The sequence below is a fragment of the Bacillus sp. NMCC4 genome (assembly GCF_002998555.1).
Lineage (GTDB): Bacteria > Bacillota > Bacilli > Bacillales > Bacillaceae > Bacillus.
Genome location: NZ_PVRA01000005.1, coordinates 137,244 through 161,670, shown reverse-complemented (window position 1 = coordinate 161,670; position 24,427 = coordinate 137,244). Strand labels below are relative to the sequence as shown.

The following is a 24,427-nucleotide window of genomic DNA, read 5'->3' as shown; positions in this document are numbered from 1 at the left end:
TTCTAAATACGTCAAACCTATTGGTTTTTGAAAGCGCTACCTTTACAGTGGTCTTATGGATCAAACAAAGGGGTTATGCTTATGAATGCAATCAAGCGATTTGGCAGTGCTATGGTAGTTCCTGTACTTTTATTCGCGTTTTTTGGTATTGTTGTAGGCCTTGCGACTTTATGTAAGAATCCAGCGATTATGGGGGAAATGGCTGCAGAAGATACGATGTGGTATAAGGTTTGGGCACTGATTGAAAGCGGGGGATGGACGATTTTCAATCATATGGAGCTGGCATTTGTGATTGGCTTGCCCATCTCTCTTGCAAAAAAAGCGCAAGCACGTGCTACGCTCGCAGCTTTGATGATTTATCTTGTGTTTAACAATTATATTCATGCTATTTTGACACTTTGGCCGTCCACTTTTGGTGTTGATTTATCGCAAGGTGTCGAGAATGTAGCGGGTGTAAAAGAAATTGCGGGTATACCTACGCTCGATACAAGTATCATTGGTGCGGTTATGATATCTGGAATCGTGATTTGGATCCATAATCGTTTTTATGATCAAAAGCTGCCTGAAATGCTCGGGATTTTCCAGGGGCTTGTATTTGTTGTCATCATCGGATTCTTTGTGATGATTCCTATTGCTTTTATCGTTGCTTTTGTATGGCCCTATGTTCAGCAAGGGATTCAATCTCTCCAAGGGTTCATGTCACAGTCCGGTTATATTGGTGTCTGGCTGTTTCATTTCTTGGAAAGGGTGTTAATTCCAACAGGACTTCACCATTTTATTTATACACCTTTTGAGTTTGGTCCAGCTGCTGTAAATGGGGGGTTAAAACCATATTGGATTGCTCACTTAAATGAATTTGCGACCTCAACTTCCGATTTGAAAGATCTTTATCCATACGGATTTTTACTGCATGGAAATATTAAGATGTTCGGCTGTTTAGGGATAGCTCTAGCGATGTATTTTTCTACCCCGAATGAAAATAGAAAAAAGGTTTTGGCATTGGTGTTACCCGCCACATTAACAGCAATATTTGCCGGAATTACAGAACCACTTGAATTTACATTTCTATTTCTCGCGCCTTATTTATTTGTCATACATGCACTTCTTGGAGCCACCATGGTGACAATCATGAATATGTTTGGTGTTGTCGGAATGATGGGTTCCGGGCTTATTGAGATAGCTGCATTGAACTGGATTCCGCTCTCTTCAAATCATGGAGGAGTTTATCTGCTCCAAGTGATGATTGGATGTCTATTTACAGCATTGTATTTTGTCATATTTAGATGGATGATTGTGAAATTTGATATTCCATTACCAGGACGAAAACATGAGGAGGAGACGAGGCTATTTACAAAACAAGATTATGAGAGTCATAAAAAAGCTCATGATAAAAAAGAAGCGCCCGTTTATGCGTCTGAGTATGAAGAGAAAGCCGTTTATTTCTTAGAAGGCCTTGGCGGTAAAGAAAACATTAAAGATGTGACAAACTGTGCCACGCGTCTGCGTATTACAGTGATTGACCCTAGCTTGGTGAAAGATAGGGAATACTTTACAAAAAATAAACGGGCACACGGAATGGCTAAGAGTGGTCAAAGCATTCAAATCATTGTTGGCTTAAGTGTACCGCAAGTGAGAGAGTCGTTTGAGACAAAACTTTCATTAGATTGAAAAAGGAGCTGGATATCATGAAAAAAACATTTAATATTACCATTGCTGGAGGCGGAAGTACATTTACACCAGGGATCATTTTGATGCTGTTAGACTATCTAGAGGAGTTCCCAATTCATACAATTAAACTCTATGATAATGATGAAGCTAGACAAAAAACGATTGCAGATGCATGTGAGATTATGTTAAAAGAACGAGCACCAGAAGTGCGATTACTGGCAAGCACGGACCCAGAAGAAGCCTTTACTCAAGTCGATTTTGTGATGGCACATATCCGTGTCGGCAAATATGCAATGCGTGAATTAGATGAGAAAATTCCATTGAAGCATGGAGTCGTCGGACAGGAAACATGCGGTCCAGGCGGAATAGCTTATGGAATGCGGTCCATTCCAGGTGTATTAGAACTTGTCGATTATATGGAAAAATACTCACCTGAAGCTTGGATGTTAAACTATTCTAACCCTGCAGCGATAGTAGCAGAGGCAACACGTAAGCTAAGACCGAATGCCAAGATTTTAAATATATGCGATATGCCAATTGGAATCGAAGAATTGATTGCAAAGAATTTAGGCTTAACTTCACGTAAAGAACTAGAAGTAGATTACTATGGTTTGAATCATTTTGGCTGGTGGACAGATATTAGAGATAAAGCAGGAAATAGCTTAATGCCTGAGGTGATTCAGCATGTAAGACAGCATGGTTATGCAACAGATGGAACATCTGAACTAGAACAGCAGAAGAGCTGGAACAGTACGTTAAAAAAGGCTAAAGATATTCAAGCACTTGATCCAAAAACGGTACCGAATACGTATTTGAAATACTATCTATTTCCAGATGAAGAAGTGGCACATTCAAATATAGACTTCACGCGTGCCAATGAAGTGATGGAGGGGCGGGAAGCTTTTGTTTTTAGTGAATGTCAGGCCATCATTGATAAAGGGAGTGCGAAGGAAACAAAACTAACCATCGATGAACACGCTTCCTATATCGTTGATTTAGCAAGAGCCATTGCTTTTAATAAAAAAGAACGGATGCTGATGATTGTAGAGAACAATGGCGCCATCATGAACTTTGACCCAACAGCCATGGTCGAAATTCCTTGTATCGTTGGCAGCAGCGGTCCAGAAAAATTAGTGGTTGGAGAAATTCCTAGATTTCAAAAAAGTCTCATGGAGCAGCAAGTTGGCGTAGAAAAATTAGTAGTAGAAGCAGTTGAAGAAGGTTCCTATCAAAAACTATGGCAGGCCATCACATTATCGAAAACGGTGCCGAGTGCTAAAGTAGCAAAAGATATTTTAGACGACTTAATTGTGGCAAATAAAGCATTTTGGCCAGAGTTAACATAACACGAGGATAAGCAATATGGGCGTTACATCGCTCATATTGCTTATTTGTTTTTTCAACCGATGTATTCCGCTTTTTTTGTGATGGCGACAAAGCGGTTTTCACTGGGTACTAAAAGACCCCCTCACCAAAAAGGGGGGTCACCAATTCCTTACTCTGCACTCTCCTCAATCTCACGGCTATCCTCTGTTTCACCAATATAAATTGGACCGTTTGCGTGGTCGAGTCGGATTGGCCATTCGTATGGAATTTGAAGTCGTTTAGCAATACCTCTCCAGAATTTTGTAGAATCATATTCGAATTCTTGGAAGTCTTTTAATAAGTCTTTGTAAGACGAGCCATCAAATTGAATGAACATGTCTTGAAGGCGCATGAACGCGACATGTCTCACTTCTAATGCTGCCGCAGCTTCCATCTCTTCTTCTGTTGCTTCACCAATGATTGTTCCTGCGGGCGGAAGCATGTCGTATACATTGAATTCCTCTTCTTCTTCTTCGTGTGCTGCATTGTGCTGTTGATCTGACATTTTCTTCACTCCTTCTAATATTCATCAAGCTTTATTCGTGCTTACTTCTATTATCGGAAGGAAATGCGAAATGTGGAATGAAAAAAGAAGCAGATCCACAACACTTGCTTTTTCTTCTTGAATCTTTTATGATCAATTACAGATATAAAAGGTCTATAATAGATAGAAAGGAATGTTCCTATGAAATATTCTAAAGCGACCAACTATGCACTTCATACGATGGTGTTTTTAACTCTTGCGCCGAAGGGGAAAGCAATTGGCGTTGAGCCTCTTGCTAAAATGCAAGACCTTTCATCCACTTATTTATCCAAAATTTTAACAAAGCTTGTGAAGGCAGGATTGATTGAATCAACACCTGGCGCAAAAGGTGGTTACACCATTCTGAAAAAGAAAGAGGACATTTCATTTTTAGACGTCATTCAAGCGGTAGAAGGTCAAACCAATTTATTTCGTTGTTCTTTAGAACATGATTCTTTCATGCCTCATGATGGTTGTTTGATTGAACAAGCCATGCAGGATGTTGAAATGAAAATGCAGGAAACGCTAAGTCAAAAGCGGTTAGTTGATATCGCTAGCCAAATTGAGCAGACAGAAAAAAATCCATTTTTCAAAATGTGATTTTTTTTGAATGAATTATAGATATTAAGAGTCTTTAAAGTCTTGAATAAAAAGGAGAGATTTATATGCTATTAGATTGTGCCATTATTGGAGGCGGACCAGCTGGATTAAGTGCAGCACTTGTTGTGGGGCGGGGCAGAAAACAGGTCATTGTATTCGATGACGAGATGCCAAGAAATCGAGTGACCCAGGAATCACATGGATTTATTACAAACGATGGAATGACACCGTTTGAGATCAGACAAGCGGGAGAGGCAGATATTCAAAACTATCCTCATATCCAAATAAAGCGAAGCAGAATTGTTGAGATACAAAACAATGAGGACAATACGTTACTGACACAAGAGGGAGAAAGATTCGAAGCGAAGAAAATCATATTGGCAACAGGACTTCAGGATATACTGCCAGAGATTAAGGGAATTCATGACGTGTATAGAAAGACGTTGTTTAGCTGTCCTTTCTGCGATGGCTGGGAGCTAAAGGACAAGCCGCTTGCCCTAATTGCTGAGAATCCACGCGCCTTGCATATGGCTAAACTTCTTTCCAATTGGACAAAGGATTTGATCGTGTTTACGAATGGGCAGCAAGTGTTTGCTGAAGAGGATAAGGCACTGCTATCAGCACATTCTATTCAAGTCATTGATGTGCCGATTATGTCAATTCATCATGAGAATGGACAAATGCACTCTCTTCACCTTTCGAATGGGGAAACGGTGAAAAGAGAAGGCGGATTTGTCGCAAGTGAATTCAAGCAGTCAGCTCCATTTGCTGAAAAATTAGGCTGTCAAATGACGAAAAATGCGGGCATTGAAACAGATATTCTTGGACGTACAACCGTCAGCGGTGTCTTTGCATGCGGTGACAATTTAGGCGGCCCTGCTCAGCTTGTACTTGCAGCAGCTGCTGGAAGCCAGGCAGGAATGGGCGTCATCCATGAACTTGTGCAAGAGGAATTTCAACAAAAAACATCTCTATGAAAAGAGATGTTCAGCGATGAGCGGTTTTCCGTTTTGCTAAGACGTGAGCTGCCCATTCAAAAAGTGCGTAGATGACAAAGAAGATAAGGATCCAGCTGCTGGCATCGACCCATACATTGGTGATATGAATGATGTTCGCCTGATCAAGTCCAGTCTGTACCCACATGGTGATCAATGCTGTGAGGAACACTTGTAGAAACCATTTTGATTTTTTCAATTGGTCACACCTCCATCTCTTTCCATCATATAAGAAATGACAGTTTATTTCCAATTGTATTTCCATCAGTTTCAACGGTAAAATAATAAATAAAACCAATGGAAGGACATGAGATGAGCGATCAAACCAATAGTTTTTTTAAAAGTCATTTTCCTGATCTTGTCCTCACACCGTCCCTTTTTTATCAATGGCCTTTTGGGCTTCGCTTTGAAGTGGCAGATTGGTCATTAGGAGAAGAATCAGTTGTATTAGAAAAAGCAGGGGATCGTGCTTTGAAAATTGTCAGATATGCTTTTGATCCAGAAGACGATATTCTGTTTGTCACGGATGTCTATACGCAGCATGAACATGAATTAACGAAGCAAAAGCTCCTAGTTTATCAGAAATATGTCCGCCAGCAAGTACGCAATCGATTACGTCACGAGCTTTTGACCTATGTTAGACCAGAACTAGATGAGCCACTGACATTGGAGAGATTTACCTTAACTTGTCAGCTGCAAGATATCCGATTACGCCCACTTCTACAAGCCATATGCCAGGAGGATTTCTATGCACCGAATCAAATTATGAACGGGAAGCTTGGTTATGAAATTTATCTCATCAATCTCTCGAAACAGATGATTTTCCACTTATATGATGATCGAGGCTGTGATCTCATAGCGTCAGATTCTGAGCGTCTTCGGCCAGTCTATGAGGGCTTACAGCACTGGCTATTAGACTATGATCGTGCTCAGATGGACAGGCTGTTTGCAGTGAAATAAGAAAACCGCACTTTTGACAAGTGCGGTTCTGTTTTATGCTTCTACTTTATTGAAGAATTGTGGTAAATATTCTTTGTGTGCTTCTAGCATCTCATCTAGGATGCTTTTTGCAATCGCATCAGATGGGACTAGCGGGTTGATCGTCATTGCGACAAGGGCTGTGTTGTAATCGCCTGTCACGGCTGCTTCAGCGGCAACACGTTCAAAAGATTTAATTTGAGAAATAAGTCCTTTGACTGCGACAGGCATCTCGCCAACAGCGATTGGTTTAGGACCGTCTTTTGTGATGACACAGTTCAGTTCAACGGCAGAATCATTTGGAATGTCACTGATGGCACCATTGTTGATGGTGTTCACCGGCTGAATGTCGTGCTTGTCGTTATAAATGGATGCAATCAAGTTACAAGCCGCATCACTGTAGTAAGCACCGCCTCGTTTTTCAAGCTGTGGCGGTTTGATATCAAGATCAGGATCTTTGTAAAGCTCGAACAGGTCATTTTCTAGTGCACGAACGACTTCTGCACGAGTTCCTTCATTCTCTGCTGCTTTCTTTTCTTCAGCCAGCATATCACTTGTTTTGTAGTAGTAGCGGTGATATGGACATGGAATGACGCCAAGCCCTTTTAAGAAATCTGCATTCCACGGAATGGCTTGAATGTTGTTCATCGACATGCTGGAGTTTGGATCTGCCATGTCTTCGATGACTTGATCCATGATGCTTTTGCCATCTAAGAATACATTGAGTCCAAAGACCATATGGTTTAATCCAGCAAAGCTGACTTCGACTCTGCTTGCGTCTACATCAAGTCCTTTGGCGATTCCCATGCGAATACCGATTGGCACGTTGCATAAGCCAACGACTTTGCGATGGTTTGAATAGCGAAGAACGGCTTCTGTGACCATACCAGCTGGGTTGGTGAAATTCACAAGCCATGCGTCTGGGCACAGTTCTTCAATATCTTTGACAATATCAAGAATGACTGGAATGGTGCGAAGTCCTTTGAATAGACCTCCTGGACCATTCGTTTCTTGACCAATGACATCATATTTTAAAGGAATGCGTTCATCCTTCATACGTGCTTCAAGAAGTCCGACACGGAATTGTGTTGTAACGAAATCAGCGCCCGCAAGCGCTTTCCGGCGATCTAATGTTAAATGAACCTCGATTGGAAGTCCTGCCTTTTTTACCATGCGTTTTGCAAGATTTCCGACGATTTCAAGCTTCTCTTTTCCCGCTTCAATATCGACAAGCCAAAGCTCGCTAATCGGAAATTCATCGTATCGTTTAATAAATCCTTCTACAAGCTCTGGTGTATAGCTTGATCCTCCGCCAATTGTGACAACCTTTAATCCTTTTGCCATGTGCTGCACCTCCGAATAATGTAACGCGCAATGTTATAATAGAGAAAAGCCAATTCTTTTGTCTGTACATCTATAGCTTATCGTGAGAGCATCTAGTGCGTAAATGACTTCAGCGTCTTTAGGCAAGGGTGTCTCATTTAGAGATTTGTTACATAAAAGAAACACATTGTGACATGCTGTTGGAGAAAGGGGAAGTCAGATGTTTTCAAGTGAGGTCATTTCCAGCTTTAATGAACTAGAAAGCGCTTTATACCGATACATCATGGAAAACAGTGAAAAGGTCGTGTATATGAGAATTCGGGATTTAGCAGATGCTGCCCATATTTCCACCTCGTCTGTCCTTCGCTTTTGCCGAAAAGTGAATTGTGAAGGCTTTTCAGAGTTTAAAGTGAAACTCAAAATGTATTTAGAATCAGAGCAAACTCCTACTTTAAAAAGCACACAGCACTTTCTATATGAATTTATTGAACGCACACTGAAAGGGGACTTTGAAGGGAAAATTAAGGAGGCAGCAAGGCTCATTGCCGATGCAAAAAATGTGCTGTTTATCGGAACTGGCAGCTCTGGTATTTTGGCACAGTATGGGGCGAGGTATTTTTCGAGTCTTGAGAAATTTTCATTTTACATCAATGATCCGTTTTTCCCGATGAATATGCAGTATTTAGACAATAGTGTCACCATTGTGCTGTCTGTATCAGGGGAGAACCGTATTACGATTGATCATATTTCGAAGTTAAAAAGAGAAGGAAGCAAAATCATTAGTATTACAAACAATCAGCACTGTACGATTTCGCGCATTTCCGATTTAAATATTGCTTATTACGTGACAGACGAACGGGTTCACAGAGCCAATATTACGACACAGACGCCAGTTGTGTATATTTTAGAAGCGATGGCTCGTGACATGTTCGCGATGTTAAAGAAAAAGTAAAAGAGCCGCTGCATGAATCAGCCGCTCTTTTTTTTCTGTCTCATAAAAGCGAGGATGGCAATCCCCGAACAGATGAGCACAAACAAACCGCCTAGCAAATACACAGTCCTCGCTCCGAATGCATCTGCAATCAATCCAACAAAGAAAATAGATAAACCGACAGATACAGAAGAAAGGACGTAATGAGCCGAGTACACCTTTGATAAATCTCGGACGGGCGTTTCCGTTTGAAGAATGGTTTGCTGCGAAACATCTCGAATTTGATAAGCAGGCCCCATCAAAATGCAAAGCAGCAAAGCAAGCCACGGCAGGCTATTCAGTGAAAAGACAATAGTCAGCACTGCATAAATGAATGAACCAGCTGCCATAAAGAGAAGAAGCTGCTTTTGAATCAACCGGCTTATCCACGCAGCCAAGAGCCCGCCTAGAATGGCGCCTGTATAATAAGCGGCGTTGATAAAACCCCACCATTCCTCACTTTCGTTTAAATCATGGGTGACAAAGGCAAGGGTAATCGCCCCGATCCACATAGCGCCCGCCATATTTTCACAAACATCCATAAAGGTCAGAGTGCGAATCGTTTTATTTGTCCAAATAATCGCCCAGCCATCCTTGAAACTGTTCATCTTATTTGCTTTTCGAACCGTGTCTTCTTGCTTGAGAAGAGGAAAAACAGGGATGAAAAACAAATAAGACAACACAATCATGAAACAAGTAATCCACATTAAATAAAAAGGACCAATCAACAGGACGAGCATTCCAGTAAACGAATAACCGGCGATTTGCACCGTTTGATGAAAAATGGAGGCTGTACTGTTCGCTTTCACAAGCTGATTTGCTGGCACAAGCATCGGCATGATGGCCTGTAATAAAGGACTAATGACTCCACCTGTGATGGAAATGAGAATAAGCGCACCAAACAGCCAGACCATATGCTGCTGAAAGAAATGAAATTGGGATGTAAACACGATGAGCATCACAAGACGTAAAAGCGGGACCCATTTCAACAGCCGGCCCGCTTGAAAGTGATCTGCCAAAACAGGAGAGATGAGCCCAGCTAATAGCTGGCATAATGTTCTTATTAGCGGAAATAAAGCCGCATACGCAACAGATTGTGTATCTTGATAGATCACAAACGTGATCGTCATCACAAATAGAATATCACTTAGCATGAGAAGGCTTTTACTGCCTGTATAATACCAAAACTTGTTTCCCATATCCAACCGGCTCCTTTTCAAAAACAAGTTCAGTATAGCATGGTGATGAAGGACCTAGAGGCTTTTCATTGAAAAATACATCTTAAGGATGAGAGGATTGTGATAAGCTAAATGAAAGACATCGCAAGGAAAGGGGTTCAAATCAATGAAAGTACTACCGGCACATGAATTCTTGAATCAGCACAGCATCCCATATGAGATCAAAGCATTTTCTTCCGAAACAGAGAAGGGAGCAGCAAATGTAGCAGCAGCCCTTGGTTTTCGTGAAAGACAAATGATCAAAACATTGATTTTTGAAACAGGGGAAGGGGAGCAGCTGCTTGTGATGGTTGGCGCAGACCAGCATATTAAGTCAGGGAAACTAAAGAAAGCGGCCGGCTCTCGTAATATTAAAATGGCATCACCAGAGAAGGTTCTGGAAGTGACGGGCTACCGAATTGGCTCGATACCGCCATTTTGCTGGCAGCCAGAAGGCTTCCGCACCATCATCGAAGCTTCGTTATTAGAGGAAGAGGTATTAGGCGTTGGAGCAGGCGAATGGGGAAATGAAATCCTCATCACACCAGAACAATTAGTGAAAGCCTCAAAGGCTGTACCGTATGACATTGTTCAACCAGCCGAATAGAAAAAAAGTGCCTGTTTCTTATGCAGGCACTTTTTTAATTTGCAGCAGGCGCCTTAAATGGACCGATATCTTTCATTTGCAGAAAGGCATCCACTGTTCTATTTTCTTCAAGATCATTCGCCCGTTTGCAGATAACAACGGGTCTGACGATTTCTATGCCTTCGATATATACGCGCCCAATCTCTTTCCGCTTGAGACTGCCTTGAACCGCATCACGGGGAACAAGTGTGATCCCATAGCCAGCTTTGATCATTTGAATCGCTTCATGAACACCGCTGAATTGTAAATCAACAGTCGGTTTTTTAATTCCTTTCGAGGTGAAAAGGGAAAAGAGCTTATCTCTTGTGGAGCTGCCTTCTTCACGCATTAAAAAAGGCTCCAGGCTCAGGCGCTCTAGCGGGACGGTTTTTCCGTTTAACGGATGGTCTGCTGGCACAATAAAATCATAGCTTAAATTCGTCAAATGGGAGGTAACGATCTCCTCATGATCCAAATCTTCAATTACAGCGATGGCCACATCTGATTCATATTGAAGCAGGCTGTCTATCACTTGAGCGGAGTTTCCGCTTTTTAATTCAATTTCTGTCTGTGGTGAAGACGATTTAAAAGCAGCGAGCCAATCAGGCAGTAAAAAGTTGAGTGGTACGTAGGTAGAAGCGATGCGGAGGCGTCCCTTTTTCCCGTTTTGTAATAGTGTGATCTGATATTCTACTTCCTTTTCAGCCTCGAACACTTGCCGGGCATAAGGATACAGCATCTTTCCCATTTCTGTGAGCGCAATTCCTCGGCCGTTTCGTTTAAAAAGGCGAAAACCGATCTCTCGTTCAATGCTTCTAAGCTGAGCCGTCACAGCTGGCTGTGTCAAAGATAGTGCGTCTGCTGTTTGTGTGACGCTTTTAGTCTCTGCGACCTTTGCAAAAATCCGAAGGGCATGTAAATTCAACTTTGCACCACCTATCAATTATTTTAATGGTTTAATCAAAAACATTCATTAGATTTATTATAAAGCATCCCTTATCGTAAAGATAGCGAAGGGGGAAGGGAAAATGGATCATCGTCAAAAGCAAGTTGTGTCAATATCGCTCATCACAGCATTTGCACTTATTGGGGATTCAATGCTCTATATTGTTCTTCCAGTCTATTGGAAAGAGATTGGTTTATCATCTATTTGGGAGGTCGGGTTACTGCTGTCCATCAACCGATTCATTCGCATTCCGCTAGCGCCTGTCGTTTGGTGGCTCTATCGCTATATCCCAATGAAGACCGGTGTATTAATGGCGATTTTGATCGCGTCAGTGACCACGGCATTATATGGGATGAGTGGTTTTTGGCTGCTGCTGATCTGCCGCTGCGCATGGGGGCTTGCTTGGACGTTACTCCGTATGAGCGGGATGAGGGTTTTGGCTGAAATGGACGAAGGCTCACAAGGACATTTGACGGGTCTTTATAATGGGCTTTACCGGCTTGGCAGTTTATTTGGTATGTTATTTGGCGGGATTTTCGCCAGCTTGTTCGGCTTCCAGTCCATGACGCTTGTCTTTGGTTTACTCACATTGATAGGGTGCGTTTTTTATGTATCTTTGGATGAAATTGAAAAGAGAGAAGGCACGCAGATGTATCATGGCATCAAACAGAAGTGGTTTGCACGAGATGTTGTAAAAGTACTGATAACAGGCATGCTGGTCGCACTTATTATACAAGGTTTATTCGCATCCACGCTGAGTCATGTCATTGAAGCAAAGATCGATCAGGATGAATTTGCTCTATTTGGCTTTGTCATCGGAGCTTCGGCTTTAAGCGGTGTCATTCAAGCAATCAGGTGGGGGTGGGAACCATTTGTCGCACCGAGAACAGGCAAATGGTTTGATCGGCTTGTGATGAAGGAACGAATGCTAAGCTGGATGTTTCTTTCATTTGGAGGGCTCAGTTTTCTTGGGGTCATGCTGAAGGTAAGCGGCTGGTTCCTATTGATGCTGCTTTTGATTCAGCTGCTGGCAACGATTGTAACAACGTTCACCGATACACTTGCCTTTCAAAAAGCCTCTGCTCAAACAGATAAGAACCGCTTTCTCGCAAGCTATTCTTTTGTTCAAGATATGGGTGCTGCTTTAGGGCCTTTGTGCGGATATACGTTGATTCAGTTTTTCGGAACAAACAGTGTCTTTTGGCTGATGCTCATCATAAGCTTAATGCTTGTCAGCATGTGGGCAAGAGACGGGCAGCTGCATGTTTCTTCTGGTGCAGTGTAAAAAATGAAGCGTTATATAAAAAAACTGCCTCATGCAGCTGATCGCAGGAGGCAGTCATATTCTCTTATTCTATGTCTGAATCGTAGGCTTTTTGCGTCAGGTGGCTGACCACCTCTTTTAATCCATTTGGTTTATGGAATTCAACAGGTGTGCTTCCTTTTTCGAAGACGATTTGGTCTGCTTCAACGAGCAAGACATATCGATTGTTGACCTTCGCAATATGGATCGAGTGGCCAAAGTCCGCGAGAAGTCCTTTGATTTCAGTTTCACCTAGACGCATTTTCATTGTGATATCAGGGGTTTGTTCCACAATGTGAGAAGCTGCTAGTGTGACCTGTTCTGTATCGAGTGTTTCTCTAATTTCTCGTTTTTCACTCGCTTCCCATATTTCAAGATCCTCTTCGAACTGCTTTAATTCTTCACTTTCATCCTGTAATGTTTCAAATACTTGTTCCTGCACCATATTCATGACCTGTGATTTCATGATTTCAGGCATAGATTCCCCGTATTCGACGAATTTCAGAAAGTCCTCAAAATAACGCGCATGTGAGGATTGGTGAATTTTCACTTCGGCTTCCTCTGTCATGCCCTCTTCTGGCATAAACGGGTATTGAATCGATTTCATGTTTTTTGTTGTAATGGCCATTTCGACTTTTTTGATCAAGGTAGATGTATCAGCGATAGAAGCCACTTTCTGTTCAAAATCGCATTTCATAATAAAGACAAAGGAGTCATCGAAGTACTTTTTAGGGACGGCAGACGCAACTAAAAAAACGCCGCCTCTGACAGCACTTGTATCTAAATACGTGCGAACAAACTGTTCGCTGCATTCATTAAATACTTCTTTTGTATCGGCAAATCTCGTCTGATGAAATAAATTGTAGTTTGGATTTGAATCGAGTTCATGACCGGGTTCGACAATGAATCGGCCAATTTTGGTCGGTACTTGTTCTGATTTAGGGTGTCTGTCCACTTTTCGTTTGACGATTTTTTTTAGCTCACCATCTAAAAAGTCCTTCAGCTCACTTTGTTCAAATTCCTCTTGATCTAATGTTTGATAATGCTTGAACCGTTTATTTGCTTGTTCATCTTTGCCTTCGATTTCTACGACAAAGAATGATAGAAAACGTATCGTAAAATCCATTGATTGGTCACCACTTTTTCTTCTTCGGATATGTTGAGTATAGAAAAAGGAGTGAAAATCGTCAACGAATGGAGAAATATCGTGTCATTATTTCCCGAGAAATGTTTAGTGAAAAACACTTGATAATAATTATCATTCTTGATAGAATGATAAAAGAAAAGAAGGAACCTGCCAGTTCCTTCATCTCAGAAAAACAACTTATTTTGTTTCAAATGTTTCGCAATCAGTTTCGGCATTGCGAGTCACATCAGTCATTGTGTTTTTACCAATTTTAATGGTAGAAGCAGTACAGCTGTTATCAGCCCAAAAACGGCAAGAGTTCACTTCACAAAGTACGTTTTGTGCCATGGGAATTCACCTCCGTGATTCATATTGAGAATGAAGCAAGCTGCCACTTGAATTCATTCCATCTAGTAGTCTCTTTATAAAAAGAGGCTGTTTGTGCTGATGATGCACATGTTTATCATACCATCTACCCTGATAATATACAATTTAAACTTTGAAAGAGCGAGAATACAAATCTCGCTCTTTTTTTATTTGTAAAAATAGTTAAATGCTAGGTGGCACCATCTCTCATTTCGACATATGAATAGAGTAGATTCAAAACCTGATGTCGGACAAAGTCTGAGGGTACATGTACTGATTTTCCGCATAAAGATAAGGTTTTCAATCAAAAATTTTCATAGAGAGATGAGGGGAGAAGATGAAAGCAGTCATTCTCTGCGGAGGAAAGGGAACGAGAATGAGTGAGGTCACACAAGCGCTTCCTAAACCACTTGCTATGATCGGAGATCGGCCTATTCTATGGCATATTATGAAAATCTATCAGTATTACGGAGTAGATGAGTTTATCTTATTGCTTGGATATAAAGGAGAGAAGATCAAAGAATATTTTCTGAACTACGACTGGCGGCATCACAGCATGCAGCTGGATATGGCAACAGGAGAAATGAAGCTTTTAGGAAAGTTAGAGAACTGGAAAATCACCTTTTTAGATACGGGTGAGGAGACGATGACAGGCGGACGGTTAAAGCAGGCACAGGACTACATTGGGGATGAGACATTCATGATGACGTATGGTGATGGACTTGCCAATATCAATATGTTTCATCTGCTGAAGCGTCATCAGGATCTTGGGGCTGCTGCGACTGTCACAGGAATTGAAAAGAAGTCACAGTACGGGACGTTGAAGGTATATAACGGGATGGCACAATCCTTCTCTGAGAAGACAGACAGTATCGGGATGATCAATGGAGGATTTTTTGTGTTGTCTCCAAAGGTATTTGACTATTTGACAGACGATGATCAATGCGTGTTTGAAGCGGAGCCTCTTCAAAATCTGGCGAATGATGGAGAGCTTGCGGTTTATGAACACCACGGATTTTGGACAGCGATCGATACGTATAAGAACCTGAAGGAAATCAATGGCATGTGGACAAATGGAAAACAACCATGGAAGGTTTGGTGACGGCATGAGCGGATTTTGGAATGGGAAAAACGTATTTGTGACTGGATGTACAGGACTATTGGGAAGCTATCTCGTCAAGGAATTGATTGATCAAGGTGCAAACGTAACTGGACTTGTGCGTGATCAGGTGCCTCGATCGAATTTATATCAAGGCAGTCAATTCGAAAAGATGAATGTGGTGCAAGGTGCATTGGAGGATATGCAAACGATTGAACGTGCGTTAGGAGAATACGAAATTGATACTGTCTTCCATTTGGCGGCGCAGGCCATTGTTGGGGTCGCAAATAGACACCCTGTTTCTACATTTGAAGCCAATATTTTAGGGACATGGAATGTACTGGAGGCTTGCAGAAGACAGCCGCTGATTAAACGAGTCATCGTTGCATCAAGTGACAAAGCATACGGCGATCAGGAGCAGCTTCCATACGATGAAGATATGCCGTTAAATGGGAAACATCCGTATGATGTATCGAAGAGCTGTGCAGATTTAATTTCTCACACGTATTACAACACATATGGTCTTCCGGTTTGTATTACACGCTGCGGCAATTTATACGGGGGCGGGGATTTAAATTTCAACAGAATCATTCCGCAAACCATCCAGCTTGTGCTAGAAGGAAAGGCACCTGAAATTAGAAGTGATGGGACATTTATTCGTGATTATTTCTACATTGAAGATGCGGTCAAGGCTTATTTGCTGCTAGCTGAGAAGATGGAGGAAAAAGGGCTCGCTGGAGAAGCTTTTAATTTTAGTAATGAAATTCAGCTGACGGTGCTTGAGCTCGTGGATAAGATTTTAAAGGCAATGGGCAGTGAACTGAAGCCGCGTATTTTAAACCAAGGAACGCATGAGATTAAGCATCAATATTTGTCGGCAGAAAAGGCGAGAAAGCTGCTTGATTGGAAGCCTGACTATTCCATTGATGAAGGTTTAGAGAAGACGATTGAATGGTACCGCGAATTCTTTCAAAAATAGAGGTGTAAGTAGATGAACAGCATATATTGTACGGTTCTATCAAGTGGAAGACTTTATCAAGCCATTGCGTTTTTCTTATCATTGAAGCAAGTAGAAGATGATGCTGTCATCAAGACGTTATGTATGGATGATGCTGCATTTGATCTGCTTCATCAAATGAATTTTCCTCATGTCGATCTTGTTCATGTACGGGAGCTCGAAACGCCGGAGCTGCTGGAGAAAAAAGAGGAACGGGATGCCTCGGAATATTGCTGGACATTAAAGCCGATTTGGATTGAGTGGTTATTTGAACAGGAGCAGGCAGAGGGCGTAACCTATCTTGATGCGGATTTATTTTTTTATGAGAGCCCGAAAGCGATTTTTCAACATCAGCCGGATGCCTCTGTTTTACTCTCGAGAGGGGATATTGTGATTCCGAGCTTCGATCCTGAGGAAGTGAAGATGCTTCAGAAGCTTTTAGGACGATATAACTCAGGCTTCCTGTATTTTAAAGGAGATGAAGCCGGCCGGAAATGCCTCAGCTGGTGGAAAGAAGAATGCTTGAAGGAATGCAAAAATGCGCCGGGAGAAGGCAAGTTTGGCGATCAAGGATATTTGGATCATATGCCGAAGCTGTTTGAAAAAGTGGAAGATATTCAAACAAAAGGCGTGAATATTGGTCATTGGAACTATGGGCAGCATTCTTATCGGGAAGAGAATGGACGTATTTTGCTGGACGATGGGCATCCGCTCATTTGCTATCATTTCAGCGGCTTTCGCATCGTGAGCAAGGATGAGATGCAGCAAATTCATGAAAAAGGGAGAAATGATCTGCCGTTTTTCCAAGAAGCCTATCGAAACGTGCTGCGCCATGTGATTGAATCTGTTGAGAAGGTCGATCCGCTGTTTAACGGCTATGCCAAATTGGAGGGGGATGACGCATGAATGAGAAGCCAAAGGTAAGCGTCATTATTCCAAGCTATAATGCCAAAGAGCGTTTAGAAGGGAGTCTTTTTTCCTTAACGCTTCAGGATACGGATATTCCATTTGAGGTGATTGTCGCTGATAATGGGTCAACGGACGGCACGATGGAAATGCTTGAGAACATTGAGGTGAATTTCCCGTTTAAAAAGGTACGTATTCCTGTCAATCAAGGGATTGCCAAGGGTCGCAATCATGCCATTCGCGAGGCGGAGGGAGACCTGCTGATATTCCATGACAGCGATATGCTGGCAGAGCCGCAATTTATTCAAAAGCATGCGGAGGCACATGCTGTTCATGAGGACCTTGTGATTTGTGGTGTATGCTGGAAGCGGATTTATCGTTATTTTTACGAAGCATTTGATCAGGATCATATCAATCGGTTGAAAAAGCAAGGCTTGTATAAGCGGAAAATGAAAGATAAAACGCCTCTTTTATCAATGAAGGAAGTTGAAAATGGTGGATTTCTAGAGAAAAGCTTCGATTTGCAGTCTGAGTTTATTGATATTCTCAAAGACATTTTGCGCACGTATAACTATGATTTAGGCTCTTATGAGCTGCCGTGGCGATTTTTTATTACGAATAACTCCTCTGTCAAACGTAAGCATGTCATGGCACTCGGGATGTTTGATGAAAATATCGTTCGGTACGGGTTTGAGGATTATGATTTAGGAATTCGTCTGCATCAGCTTGGTCTCTCGTTTGAATTGCGAGAGGATATCATGAGTGTGCATCAGGAGCATCCAAGTAATTTAACGTCATTTGATGACATCAAATATAACATTTTGTATATGTGCGAGAAGTACAACAATATTGATGCCATTGATGTCCATTTGGCTTTCTCTGGTCCATTTTCTCACACCGTCACAAATGACATTGTGAAAGAGGTCCGGCAGCTGCGTGAAAATCCGGCATTCGATGGTCTGCTTTCTTATTTTTTAGAGCTGCTTCATTTGATCACAGAGCGGAATGTAGGCATCAAACGCGATAAAAAAGATCAGCTGACAGCAAAGCATGTCCCTTTGAAAAAGCTGTCAGAAGCAGCGCAGCTTGCACGGCAGGAATATGGCTGCACAGTGCTTGTAGAAGCCATTCAAGGGCTGACGAAAGAGCTATTACGCGTTGATTTGTTTCAAGTGGATGTGTTATAGATGGCATCTTATCATTTTACAACCATTGTGTCGAATACCCATATTTTTAAGCTTTTGGCGCTGATTCATTCGCTTGAACAAACCGCCCATTCATTCAAGCTGTCGGTTTTATGTGCGGACCCATTGGCTTACAAGGTGTTAAGTGAATTCCCTCATCCGCACGTTCAATATGAACAGCTTGAAGACATTGAAGATGACACGCTGCGAAAGGCAAAAGATGATCGGACGTTCCATGAGTATTGCTGGACGTTAAAGCCTGCTTTTCTGCTCAAAATCCTTGAGTCCTCAGAAGCGGATTATCTCGCCCATTTGGATACGGATTTGTATTTTTATCATGATCCAGAGGCGGTATTTGCAGAGAATCCACTCGCTCATTTATTTTTGACGGATCATATGAATTCCAAGCGGTTCTATCACTTTTATGAGTTGTCTGGCCGCTTTAATACTGGATTTGTCGGCTGCCGCAACACAGACGTTGCCAAACAGGCGGTCACACAATGGAAGGAAAACTGTCTTGCACACTGTACAGTAGAAATGGATACAGAAAATAAGACGTATGGAGATCAGCGGTATGTTGAAAGATGGATCGATGATTTTGAAGGGGTCCATGTGGTGACATCTAAAGGAGCCAATGCCGCCATTTGGAATATTGAAAACTACAAGTTTTCAGTTGTGAAAGGGGATATGTATCTCGACGAATATCCACTCTTGTTCTATCATTTTTCTGCCTTTACGATCATTGATGAGAATACCTTTAATCTTAATTGGTATTACTATATGACAGAACAAAATCTAGTGGATCATCTATATATTCCGTATGCCGATTTGGTTCATCAAAAAATTAAACAGGTGCAAAAGGTCTTTCCAGAATTTCAGCAAGGGTTTATTGCAAAGAAGCACGTTCCTGACACGCATTTTTATGAGATATGAAAAAACCGCTCAATAACTGAGCGGTTTTCTCCTTTTTATGATTCATTCCATTTGGAGATGGTTTGATCGCTAGGTAGTAAGAAGGCCAGGATGCCTAATATCGGTAAAAAGGCGACTCCGATCATGGTAGGCGTTAAACCGAAGGCATCAATGAATGAGCCTAGAGCGACTGATCCAATTGCACCCATACCAAACGCAAGCCCAACAGTTAAACCAGACATTGTGCCAATTTTCCCGGGAAATAGTTCTTGAGCATAAACGACTGTGACAGAGAAGCTTGATGTCAGAATGACCCCAATTAGTCCAAGTAAAACATAAGCAAAAACAGGTCCGGCAAATGGCAGCAGCAGGGCAAGTGGAAAGGATGCCAATAAGGAAATTAAAATCACGGTTTTCTTGCCGAAGCGGTCTGCAAGCGGCCCGCCTAAAAATGTCCCTATTGCACCTAGAATGAGAAATAAGAAAATATAAGTCTGTGATTCTTTAATCGTCAATCCATATTGTTCAATCGCATAAAACGCATAGAAATTCGATATCGCATTCCCATACCAAGAGCGGGCAAAGATGAGAAAGACGATAATGCCAAGTGCTGTGAGTGCTGACTTACGATGAATATCAGATCTTGCAGCTTTTGCTGGAGCCTTTTTCGCTTGAGCTCGAATGGTTTGAAGTCTTCCTGCGTACCATCTTGAAATATAAAGAAGGAAACCGACAGCAATCATTCCAACAATCGTAAACCAAGCCACGCCTGGCTGACCGAGAGGGACGAGCATTAATGCAGCGATCAGCGGAGCAAAGGCTTGACCTGTATTTCCGCCTACTTGATAGATGGACTGTGCAAGTCCTCGTCTTGGACCAGCTGCCATGTTGGCAACACGAGAGCCCTCTGGATGGAAAATTGCAGAGCCGAGTCCGATAAAGACAACGCAAAGCAAAATGGTGGCAAAGGAAGGCGCAAACGCAAGCCCGAATATACCGACAGCACTAGAAAATAAAGCAATCGGGAGTGCATAAGGCATCGGCCGTTTATCTGTATACCACCCAATAGCGGGCTGCATGACGGAGGAGACCATATTTAATGTAAAGGCAATCAGCCCTAATTGTGTAAAGGTCAGCCCCATTGAGCGTTCTAAAATAGGGAACATCGCAGGAATAACGGCTTGCAATGTGTCGTTCAGCATATGGCAAATGCCAATAATCAATAAAATGGGGTAAACCGTTGATCCGGTGACAGAATTTTGAGGTTTATCCTTTGTACGAGCAGCAATAGCCAATGAGACTTCCTCCTTTCATTCAACTGTTTTCTATTTTGCATTCTTCTCATTTTATTCATAAGGTGAACTATAAAACAATAGCAAATTGTCATGATTTAGAAAAAAGAGACACAAGTGCTTGTGTCTCTAAAGGGTTATTGATAAAAAGATGCGATCACAGGCTTCATTTTTTGAATGACGAGTCCGCTTCCGCCGCGGTTTTTCACACCTTCAATCATGCCGACGAGGACGTAATCTTCTTTTTTAGGATTAAATGCAAGTAAAAATCCATTTTCAGAACCGTCTGTTGCCCCTTGTTTGCTCTTCAGCTCTGCCGTTCCTGTTTTAGCGGCAATATCAGCTCCTTCAATTTGTAAGGAGTGAGCTGTACCGTTTGGACTGGTCACGACCTGAGTCAGCGCGTCTTTCACTGAGTTTGCCGAGTCTTCTTTGATGATTTGTTTTGGTGATGCTGTTTTTTCATCTTGAACGACTCGAGGATAGACAAGCTTGCCTCCTGTTGCAAATGGAGAATAGGCATGTACTTGTTCAATCGGTGACATGAGTAATTCGCCTTGGCCATAGGCAGAGTCAGCAAGTAAGATGTCCGATTGAATGCCATCGTTCGATACTTGTGCTGGTTTCATTGTAAATGGCATGTGCAAATCTTCGCCAAACCCAAATGCTTTTACTTTTTTCTCGTAGGTGTCTTTGCCAATTTCCAGTGCTTCCTGTCCGAAGTAAATATTGTCTGAGTACACGAGGGCATCGACCATATTTACGTTTTCTTTATCGTGAACCCGTGTAATTCGATAATTGCCCCAAGATTGATCCTTTTGCCATTTCAGTCCATGAATGGTGCGTACTTTATTAGGTTTTGTGACACCTGTTTCCAGCCCAATGGCCGCTGTAATGGTTTTGAATGTAGACCCTGGTGCATACCGGCTCGCATACCGGGCTTGGAATGGGAGGTCTGGGTTTTCACTGTATACCTGATATTGCTTAGGTGTGATCCCATTTGTCATGAGATTGACATCGTAGGAAGGGGCGCTGACAAGCGCTAATAGATCCCCCGATGATGGATTCATGATCGTGACGGCCCCTTTTTCACCTTTTAGCTGTTCATAGGTTTTTTTCTGTAAGGAAGCATCAATGGTCAGCTTCACTGTTTTTCCATCTTTTCGATCTGATTTTTGCAATGTTTCTTCAATGCCTGTTTCATCATGGACGATCAGAATGCTTCCGCCATCTTGTCCACGCAGGTTTTTGTCAAACGTAAATTCAAGGCCGGTTTTGCCGATGATTTGATCTGCTTTTAATGCCGGATTTCTTTTGATATCATCTGCATTTGCTTTTCCGACATAGCCGGTGAGGTGGGCGGCGGCTTCGTTATAAGGATAGTAACGCATTTCCTTCGATTGATAGGTGACGCCTTTTACATCCTTTGGAATCGGCTTTTGCTCTAACATTGATTTGAGCGGGACAAACGTGTCGTCTGTGACCCATGCTTGTTTCAGCTGATTGTCAATCAGTTCTTCGTCTATATCAAACGCCTTGCTGATTTTTTTGATATTGCGTTCTTTTTCTTTCCCTGTTCCGAGTTTACCTGGGATGATGCCAAGTGCGTTTCCACCAGTTGTTTCTGCCAGCGTACGCCCTTTTCGGTCTACAATGTTTCCACGGACAGCAGGGTCTGATTTGACTTTGATAGTATCTCCCTTCTCCATTTGCGGGAAGATGAGATTTGGCTTCCAGTCCACTTTCCACTTGTCATCTTCTTCTGAGAGAACGCCCTTGTAAGAAAGCTTGTGCAGCTTGCCAAAAGACGTTTTCATTGTCACATCATAGGAAAATTGATACCCATTTCCTTTGTCCTGTTTTTCGACGTTGAGCTTTGATATGTTCAGATCATAAGCACCAATTCCGTTAAAGATATTGTCATATTTTTCGGCTAGTTGTTTTTTTGAGAAGTCATTGGCTTTCAAAGACGTACTCGTTACCTCATCAGCCAGCTTCGTAAAGTCTTTCTTCTCCAATTGTTTCGTAAAGGATTGAGCCGCTTTTAAAGCCTCTTTTTCTTTTGAGAAAAGAGTATCTTTTAAGAAAAAGAGAGCAGCTGCTATCACGATGATGCTAAGAAGAGGAATAATGAATTTTTTCTGTTTCCAAAATGATTTTCTTTGATCCGTATACAATGAAAACACCTCAATTTTTGATTAGATCTTCTATATTTTACAGTGATTGCACATGATTTGTATAGTTTCTTCTATGAAAATAGACCAAGGCATCATGTCATGGTATTGGAAATGGGAGTAAAATGACAGCTGTTTTTATGAAAGATATCTTCATTTTTTCTTATGATTTAAAGGATTTCTTAAGAGATCATCGAATGTGGAAAATTAGAAAAAATATGACAAGCGCTTTCAATAGGGGGGAATTGTTATCGTTTATAAAAAAGTGAATGTAATTGGACTTATTCTTGGACCGACACTCTTCTTGCTCGTTCTGTTTCTCATACCTGAAGATGAATTGACCTATGCTGCGAGGGTAGTCTTGGGCATTACGGCTTGGACGGCAACATGGTGGGTGACAGAAGCACTGCCCATACCTGCAACATCTTTATTGCCCATCATCCTACTGCCGACACTTGGCGGGCTTTCTATGGAACAGACATCAAGGGCTTATGGAGATCCGATCGTTTTTATGTACATGGGAGGATTTATGATTGCTATTGCCATTGAAAAATGGAACTTACATAGAAGAATGGCCTTACACATTTTGAGGGTGATTGGCACAAGAAGTGATCGCATTGTATTAGGTGTCATGATCGCGACTGCTTTTTTATCTATGTGGATTTCGAATGCAGCGACAGCCCTGATGATGCTCCCAGTGGCACTTGCAGTGATTAAAGAGGTCAAGGCTAATGAAATCTTATCTGGTCCATCTCTTGATCGATTCAGTAAAAGCATCTTATTGTCGGTTGCGTATTCAGCGTCAATTGGTGGTCTAGCAACACTTGTCGGATCTGTGCCAAATGCGGTGTTTGCTGCGATGTCAAAAAAACTGCTAGATCGGGAAATTATGTTTTTTGAATGGTTTTTGTTTGGTTTTCCTGTTGCGATGATTCTGCTCATTCTCTTATTTCTGTATTTGACCAAGGTACAGTTCAAGGTAGAGCACACAGGTGAAATGAGTGTAGCGTTCATTCGAAAGGGATTAGAGAATTTAGGAAAAATGAAACAAGAGGAAAAATGGGTGTTTGTTGTTTTTCTCATGACGGCGTTTTTGTGGATTTTTAAGCTCTTTTTGTTTGGAGGGATCACCGTATCTGATACGTCTATCGCCATTTTCGGTGCCATGCTGTTATTTCTCATTCCAGCAACAAATGGAGAGAGAATATTAGAATGGCAGGATATGAAACAGCTGCCGTGGGGGCTTTTGCTTTTGTTTGGAGGTGGGCTTTCGCTCGCTACGGGCTTTGCAGAAACCAATCTAACGGGATGGATTGGGGAAAATCTACAGCATTTAAATGGGCTTTCGTATATCGTGCTGTTGATCATTTTAACGGGATCGATTTTGTTTATGACTGAAATTATGTCAAATACAGCTGTTGCCAATATGATTATTCCGATTACGGTAGGGCTTGGGCTTGCGATTGGCATGGAGCCATATGGGTTAATGGCTGCGGCTGCTTTGGCTTCTTCATGTGCGTTTATGCTGCCGATCTCCACACCGCCAAACGCCGCTGTCTTTAGTGCGGACGTGCTGAAAATATCTGATATGGTCAGGGCAGGCTTTTGGTTAAATATCATCAGTATTGTGGCGATTGTCCTTGCGGTTTATTTCTGGCTCCCGATTGTGTTTAAAAGCTGAGCGGGTTAAGAAGATGGCTTTGATCGAATCGAGACCGTCGGTGTTTTTGTTTCTTTTGGTTTCGGTGCTGGTGTGGATTTTTTGATGTGAGTGTCCTTTGGCGTGTAATAAGCGTGTTAGATCCAGACTTGGTGGACTCAAATTCAGCCAAAAACAGCGTGATTTAAGCAAAAAAAA

23 protein-coding genes are annotated in these 24,427 nt (G+C 42.0%); 14 read left to right on the top strand and 9 right to left on the bottom strand.

Translation table 11 applies throughout. The features are described from left to right. Window positions 1-81: 81 nt before the first annotated feature. Together C6Y02_RS12465 and C6Y02_RS12460 are read left to right on the top strand one after the other, a co-directional pair. Complete coding sequence (locus C6Y02_RS12465; RefSeq protein ID WP_106031369.1) at window positions 82-1,668, top strand: alpha-glucoside-specific PTS transporter subunit IIBC; 1,587 nt, start codon at window positions 82-84, stop codon at window positions 1,666-1,668. A gap of 17 nt (window positions 1,669-1,685) precedes the next feature. After that, the gene (locus tag C6Y02_RS12460; protein ID WP_106031368.1) at window positions 1,686-3,014 is read left to right on the top strand and encodes a 6-phospho-alpha-glucosidase; all 1,329 of its coding nucleotides are present in this window, start codon (window positions 1,686-1,688) and stop codon (window positions 3,012-3,014) included. 149 nt (window positions 3,015-3,163) lie between these two features. Here the strand turns inward: C6Y02_RS12460 and C6Y02_RS12455 are convergent, their stop codons facing one another. Further along, window positions 3,164-3,538 (bottom strand): hypothetical protein, encoded by a 375-nt coding sequence (locus C6Y02_RS12455; protein WP_106031367.1) that lies wholly within the window; start codon window positions 3,536-3,538, stop codon window positions 3,164-3,166. Between the two features lie 180 nt (window positions 3,539-3,718). Between C6Y02_RS12455 and C6Y02_RS12450 the strand changes: the two genes are divergently transcribed. Both C6Y02_RS12450 and C6Y02_RS12445 read left to right on the top strand, forming a co-directional pair. Beyond that, window positions 3,719-4,156 (top strand): Rrf2 family transcriptional regulator, encoded by a 438-nt coding sequence (locus C6Y02_RS12450; RefSeq protein ID WP_106031366.1) that lies wholly within the window; start codon window positions 3,719-3,721, stop codon window positions 4,154-4,156. A 65-nt stretch (window positions 4,157-4,221) separates the two neighbouring features. Further along, a complete protein-coding gene (locus C6Y02_RS12445) occupies window positions 4,222-5,133 on the top strand; it encodes an NAD(P)/FAD-dependent oxidoreductase (protein WP_106031365.1) in 912 nt (303 codons plus the stop codon). Between the two features lie 10 nt (window positions 5,134-5,143). Here C6Y02_RS12445 and C6Y02_RS12440 read toward each other — a convergent pair whose 3' ends face one another. Beyond that, window positions 5,144-5,350 carry a hypothetical protein gene (locus C6Y02_RS12440; RefSeq protein ID WP_066031192.1) on the bottom strand — a complete coding sequence of 69 codons (207 nt, stop codon included), beginning with the start codon at window positions 5,348-5,350 and terminating at the stop codon, window positions 5,144-5,146. 113 nt (window positions 5,351-5,463) lie between these two features. On the opposite strand from C6Y02_RS12440, the gene C6Y02_RS12435 reads away from it, so the two are divergent. Further along, complete coding sequence (locus C6Y02_RS12435; RefSeq protein WP_106031364.1) at window positions 5,464-6,111, top strand: DUF3885 domain-containing protein; 648 nt, start codon at window positions 5,464-5,466, stop codon at window positions 6,109-6,111. 33 nt (window positions 6,112-6,144) lie between these two features. Here C6Y02_RS12435 and C6Y02_RS12430 read toward each other — a convergent pair whose 3' ends face one another. Continuing rightward, window positions 6,145-7,473 (bottom strand): 6-phospho-beta-glucosidase, encoded by a 1,329-nt coding sequence (locus C6Y02_RS12430; RefSeq protein ID WP_034664592.1) that lies wholly within the window; start codon window positions 7,471-7,473, stop codon window positions 6,145-6,147. A 199-nt stretch (window positions 7,474-7,672) separates the two neighbouring features. Here C6Y02_RS12430 and C6Y02_RS12425 point away from each other — a divergent pair, with 199 nt between their 5' ends. Continuing rightward, complete coding sequence (locus tag C6Y02_RS12425) at window positions 7,673-8,404, top strand: MurR/RpiR family transcriptional regulator (protein WP_060595724.1); 732 nt, start codon at window positions 7,673-7,675, stop codon at window positions 8,402-8,404. Between the two features lie 17 nt (window positions 8,405-8,421). On the opposite strand, the gene C6Y02_RS12420 is transcribed toward C6Y02_RS12425, so the two are convergent. Further along, complete coding sequence (locus C6Y02_RS12420; RefSeq protein WP_060595725.1) at window positions 8,422-9,621, bottom strand: MFS transporter; 1,200 nt, start codon at window positions 9,619-9,621, stop codon at window positions 8,422-8,424. Window positions 9,622-9,766: 145 nt separating this feature from the next. Between C6Y02_RS12420 and C6Y02_RS12415 the strand changes: the two genes are divergently transcribed. Continuing rightward, complete coding sequence (locus C6Y02_RS12415; RefSeq protein WP_060595726.1) at window positions 9,767-10,246, top strand: aminoacyl-tRNA deacylase; 480 nt, start codon at window positions 9,767-9,769, stop codon at window positions 10,244-10,246. Between the two features lie 34 nt (window positions 10,247-10,280). On the opposite strand, the gene C6Y02_RS12410 is transcribed toward C6Y02_RS12415, so the two are convergent. Beyond that, window positions 10,281-11,189: a LysR family transcriptional regulator gene (locus C6Y02_RS12410; RefSeq protein WP_034664581.1), complete on the bottom strand. Its 909-nt coding sequence runs from the start codon at window positions 11,187-11,189 to the stop codon at window positions 10,281-10,283. A gap of 103 nt (window positions 11,190-11,292) precedes the next feature. Between C6Y02_RS12410 and C6Y02_RS12405 the strand changes: the two genes are divergently transcribed. Beyond that, a complete protein-coding gene (locus C6Y02_RS12405) occupies window positions 11,293-12,495 on the top strand; it encodes an MFS transporter (protein ID WP_106031363.1) in 1,203 nt (400 codons plus the stop codon). 64 nt (window positions 12,496-12,559) lie between these two features. Here C6Y02_RS12405 and C6Y02_RS12400 read toward each other — a convergent pair whose 3' ends face one another. Beyond that, window positions 12,560-13,639 (bottom strand): DUF3900 domain-containing protein, encoded by a 1,080-nt coding sequence (locus tag C6Y02_RS12400; protein ID WP_106031362.1) that lies wholly within the window; start codon window positions 13,637-13,639, stop codon window positions 12,560-12,562. A 198-nt stretch (window positions 13,640-13,837) separates the two neighbouring features. Next, window positions 13,838-13,987, bottom strand: coding sequence for a DUF1540 domain-containing protein (locus C6Y02_RS12395; protein WP_003213883.1), 150 nt, complete (start codon window positions 13,985-13,987; stop codon window positions 13,838-13,840). Between the two features lie 355 nt (window positions 13,988-14,342). Here C6Y02_RS12395 and rfbF point away from each other — a divergent pair, with 355 nt between their 5' ends. From rfbF to C6Y02_RS12370, 5 genes are read left to right on the top strand one after another with little or no spacing between them, the layout of a single operon-like run. Further along, complete coding sequence (rfbF, locus tag C6Y02_RS12390; protein ID WP_060595730.1) at window positions 14,343-15,107, top strand: glucose-1-phosphate cytidylyltransferase; 765 nt, start codon at window positions 14,343-14,345, stop codon at window positions 15,105-15,107. A 4-nt stretch (window positions 15,108-15,111) separates the two neighbouring features. Continuing rightward, window positions 15,112-16,083 carry a GDP-mannose 4,6-dehydratase gene (locus tag C6Y02_RS12385; RefSeq protein ID WP_025092661.1) on the top strand — a complete coding sequence of 324 codons (972 nt, stop codon included), beginning with the start codon at window positions 15,112-15,114 and terminating at the stop codon, window positions 16,081-16,083. Between the two features lie 12 nt (window positions 16,084-16,095). Then, window positions 16,096-17,007: a putative nucleotide-diphospho-sugar transferase gene (locus C6Y02_RS12380; RefSeq protein ID WP_060595731.1), complete on the top strand. Its 912-nt coding sequence runs from the start codon at window positions 16,096-16,098 to the stop codon at window positions 17,005-17,007. Next, on the top strand, window positions 17,004-18,194 hold the full coding sequence (locus tag C6Y02_RS12375; protein ID WP_060595732.1) for a glycosyltransferase family 2 protein: 1,191 nt from the start codon (window positions 17,004-17,006) through the stop codon (window positions 18,192-18,194). The genes C6Y02_RS12380 and C6Y02_RS12375 overlap by 4 nt, the downstream gene beginning before the upstream one ends. Beyond that, window positions 18,195-19,124, top strand: coding sequence for a putative nucleotide-diphospho-sugar transferase (locus tag C6Y02_RS12370; protein ID WP_106031361.1), 930 nt, complete (start codon window positions 18,195-18,197; stop codon window positions 19,122-19,124). A 35-nt stretch (window positions 19,125-19,159) separates the two neighbouring features. On the opposite strand, the gene C6Y02_RS12365 is transcribed toward C6Y02_RS12370, so the two are convergent. After that, complete coding sequence (locus tag C6Y02_RS12365) at window positions 19,160-20,398, bottom strand: MFS transporter (protein ID WP_034664564.1); 1,239 nt, start codon at window positions 20,396-20,398, stop codon at window positions 19,160-19,162. 134 nt (window positions 20,399-20,532) lie between these two features. Next, a complete protein-coding gene (gene pbp4, locus C6Y02_RS12360; RefSeq protein WP_106031360.1) occupies window positions 20,533-22,572 on the bottom strand; it encodes a penicillin-binding protein PBP4(5) in 2,040 nt (679 codons plus the stop codon). A 262-nt stretch (window positions 22,573-22,834) separates the two neighbouring features. Between pbp4 and C6Y02_RS12355 the strand changes: the two genes are divergently transcribed. Further along, on the top strand, window positions 22,835-24,250 hold the full coding sequence (locus C6Y02_RS12355; protein WP_106031359.1) for an SLC13 family permease: 1,416 nt from the start codon (window positions 22,835-22,837) through the stop codon (window positions 24,248-24,250). Window positions 24,251-24,427 lie beyond the last annotated feature (177 nt).